The sequence below is a fragment of the Mycoplasma sp. CSL7503-lung genome (genome assembly GCF_025515455.1).
GTDB lineage: Bacteria > Bacillota_I > Bacilli_A > Mycoplasmatales > Metamycoplasmataceae > Mycoplasmopsis.
In genome coordinates this window covers 1-3970 of record NZ_JAOPHP010000036.1, presented here as the reverse complement: position 1 = coordinate 3970, position 3970 = coordinate 1, and the positions used below count along the sequence as shown (strand labels likewise).

Genomic DNA, 3970 nt, shown 5'->3' with positions numbered 1-3970 from the left:
TTAAAAATTCCATTAATTCTGGTGTGTTGTCTTTCAATGCAAAGTGTGCTTCATCTATAAACAAAACAGTTTTAAAATAAGATTTATTTATTGAATTTATACTAATTTTTGTATTTATTATTTTAAGCAATAAATAAATTTGAGCCATTGCCGAGGATTGATTTTGTTGTGATAATAACTTTTTAACATTAAAAACAATAAATTTATTATTTAGATTTATATTAGACTGTTGATTAAAAATATTTTTATATGAAGTTTGTTCTTGAAAGAAGAATTTAAATTCTTTAATCATTTTTGTTAATGGTTTAAGATATATTATTTCTTCTGTTTTGTTATCAAACTTTGTATTTTCTAATTCGTTAATAAAATCATTTATAATAGGTCATTTTTTAATACTTTTTAAATCATTTAATGTTTTGATATTATAAAAATGATGATTTTTATATAAGTTTTTTAAAGCCATTTTGATTAAAATAGTATTTGTTTTAGAAAGATTTTTAAATAATATTTCAAATCAAGTTGCAACAAACTCAATATGATTATCTATCGCATTAAATACTTTGATATTTTCATCATTAAATTCATTAATTTGTATTTGTAATGGGTTTATAATGGTGTTTTTACCTTCTTTAAGGTCTATATATTGACCATTAACTTGACTACAAATTTTTGAATATTCTTCTTGTGGATCTATTACTATAATTTGTGAATTATCATAATATTCATTCAATAACAGTTTTTTAGACAATGTTGATTTTCCTGAACCTGAAGTTCCTATAATAATAGCATTTGAATTTCTTCGATTTTGTGTTCTAGTGAATAAATCAAATAAAATCGGGGAATTATCATTGATTTGCGTACCTAAAATAAAATCATTTTTATCGTCTAAAACTTCTAAATTTCAAGGTCAACTAAAGCCTATTAATTCAGGTAATCCTTGAATCGAAGAATTTAACATGTCAAATGGCGTTAATTGATATTGGTTATATGATTTTAATTGTTCAAAATTAAATTTAGATAATTTAATTCTTTCTCTTTTAGAATTATTAACATTTTGTTTTTCTATTTTTTGTAATTCTTCTAAATTATTTGCTCTATTTACAATATAAAATCCAAAGTCTATCAATGGTTTTTGTTGTTTTTTAACTATATTTTCAATTAATTCATTAAAAATTTGATATTCATAAATATTTCTTTTGTTTCTTAATAAATGTTTTGAATTTTCTAACGAATTTGAACCCACAATTCTATTTGATGATTCTAATAATTTTTCAGCATGTTTAAAAGGTATTTTTGAAAAATTTATTATGATTGTTGAATCTGTATCATACAAAGAATTTAATCATCCGTTTTCAACTTCATAATCAAATTCTTTAATTGCTTGAACCGAATAATAACTATTATTTAGTTTAAAATAATTCGATTTAAATTCAATAGATTTAAAATCGAAAATTTCAAACAAATCAACGTTTTCCGGATTACTTGAGTTCAGAACTTTCAATTCAATTTCTGAATAGGTTTGATTTAATTTGTAATAATCATTAAAAAACAATAAAGTTTCTATTTGATTTAAATCTGATAATATAAAATTTACACTTTCAAATGCGAATTTGAAACTTTGAATGTTTTCGTTCAACTTAAATTCATTATCACCATAAACAAGAACATAATATTCTTGATATTGTTGATTTTTAAAGTTTTCAATATCTCTTTTTTTAGATTTAAGATAGTTTTGTGAATTAATATCTTGGTATATATTTATTTTTTCTTGAACATAAGAAATATTTTGTTTAAATTCGGATGAATTATTTATTTTTATAATATTAATTTGGCCTTCAATTGTACTGATAGAATTAGATAATTGATTTAATAAAGAATTTTGAAGATCTGCATCATATTTAAAAATAGAATTTCCGTGTAATTTAAAAACTTTTGAATAAAGTTGTTTTTTAGAAATTATTTTATTAGTTTTTAATAAACCGTTTTTATCTATCGTATCAAAAACCATCATATTCTTAATTTGTTTTTGTTTAAATTCTTTTTTAGAAACTTTAAATTTAAACCAAATTCAATAAAGTTGATAAACTTTATAATTTGTATTTTTAACATCTAAAAACAATAGCATTATGATTGGAATAAAAGAAATAGGTAAAACAATCTTATAAATTTTATTTATTTGTGGAAATCCAAAAAATATCACACAAAATTCAACTATAACCAAAATCATAAAAAGAAAAACATCGTATAAACTTAAATTTTTAAATATATTAAATCTAGTTCTTCTTAATGGTTTTGGTTGTAGCATTTTTTACTCCTTTTAATTCTTGAATTAAAGATGTTATTGTTGTGTTTAATTTTGTTATAGGGGCATCATTTGTTGAAATAAGACTATTTTGTCTTTTTTTACTAATAATTATTTGATTGTTTTTTCTTAAAAAGTTTTTATCATTACTAATATTTTTTTGATTAGCATAAGAATTAATTAAATTATTATTAGTTTGTTGTGCATTTTTAGATTTTTTAAATTTAATTTTTGGTGCTTCTGCAAAATCGTTTAAATTGAAAAAATACATTATTCTAGCAATCATATTTTCAAGGCCTAACGACATTCCAATTAAAATTCCTGTTGGTAAAATTACTGAAATAATTTTTTTGTATGGAGAATATGAAGGATCATTAATAATTTCATCTAAAAGAATTGGCGTTTGCTTGAAAGTAGTCTCTAGTAAAAATAAAAATAATAAGAGTGCAATTAAAATAATGAACAAACTTAAAATAGTTTCTGTAAATTTAACAAGTCATTTTTTAAGTGTTATGCCGCTATCATTCAAACCTTGAGTTATTGCAGGCGGCAATCATAATAAATAAACAAATTGATAAGCAACAATCTTAACTACTCTAATAAATAAATTTAAAATAACTTTTAAAATAAAAATTATTGCAATAAATAATTCTATTATTAATAATATTCCGTTTGAATTTAAATTAAACCAATCATCATAACTTAAAGTATTAAAAGTATTTTGAACTTGTATTCAGGCGTTATGTCCTTGTGAGTTGTTAGTTCATTCAGGTTCAATTACTTTAAAGATGTATTTTGCAATAGTATCTGATGAATTAAGAATTAAAGATGTTTTTATTGCATCATAAACTAAAACAAACAAAATCATAAATAATCAAATCAACATTGGGATTCCGATGACTAAAATAAATGAAATAAACGTTTGTTTTAATGCATCTTTTAACAAAATTTGGTTTTGTTGTGATTTCGAAGACTTTAAAAGTCTATAAATTAATATAAAAACAATTGCAATTAAACAAATTACAGCTATCGTAAAGAATCTAACAAAGAAAGTACTTTGAAAATTAATCTTATATCCGCCAAAAATAATATAAATTGGTAATTTTAGAGCTATAAATTCTAGTGTTGAGTGAAGAATATGTAATACTCAAATAGGTAGAAATATAAATATATATCACAAAGCAGTGAAGATATATCAACCTACTCAATTAATTAAAAAACCCATTATATTTTAAGTTTGATTCAAAATACTTCAACCGTTAGAATTTTGGACAATTAAAAATCCTAACGCTATAAACAACACTAATACACCTAAACCATAAAAAATAAGTTTTTTTAATTCATGTTTATATTCACTAACATCTGTTTTTGATAATTGCATGAACCGGCGTGATAAATTTATTATGCTTCAAACTATAAGTCCGATTAATAAAAGGATGGCTGGTATAGTTAAAGCAGATATCAAAGTTTGAAAACCACTAGTAATGGATTTAGAAACGTCGCTTGATAAAGTGCCTGGAGCAGTTGTGGTTTCTAACAAAATATGTCTCATGATTTCTCCTTTCGATTATTTAGTTTCAGTCAAAGTTGTCAAAAACTAATTCGCCAAAATTAACACAATTATCTTGATTAGATTGATCTAAATCTGCTCTATAACTTAAAACATAA

General features: G+C 22.1%; 3 protein-coding genes. All 3 read right to left on the bottom strand.

Translation table 4 applies throughout. The features are described 5' to 3' along the window. On the bottom strand, positions 1 to 2305 hold a 2305-nt coding region (locus N9R85_RS03685), incomplete at its 3' end, for a VirB4 family type IV secretion system protein (RefSeq protein WP_262858638.1). Continuing rightward, complete coding sequence (locus N9R85_RS03680; protein WP_216490289.1) at positions 2274 to 3527, bottom strand: Mbov_0396 family ICE element transmembrane protein; 1254 nt, start codon at positions 3525 to 3527, stop codon at positions 2274 to 2276. The genes N9R85_RS03685 and N9R85_RS03680, both read right to left, overlap by 32 nt. Before the next feature lie 6 nt (positions 3528 to 3533). Then, entirely contained in the window at positions 3534 to 3854 is a 321-nt protein-coding gene (locus tag N9R85_RS03675) for a hypothetical protein (protein WP_216490291.1), read from the bottom strand. Between the last annotated feature and the right edge of the window lie 116 nt (positions 3855 to 3970).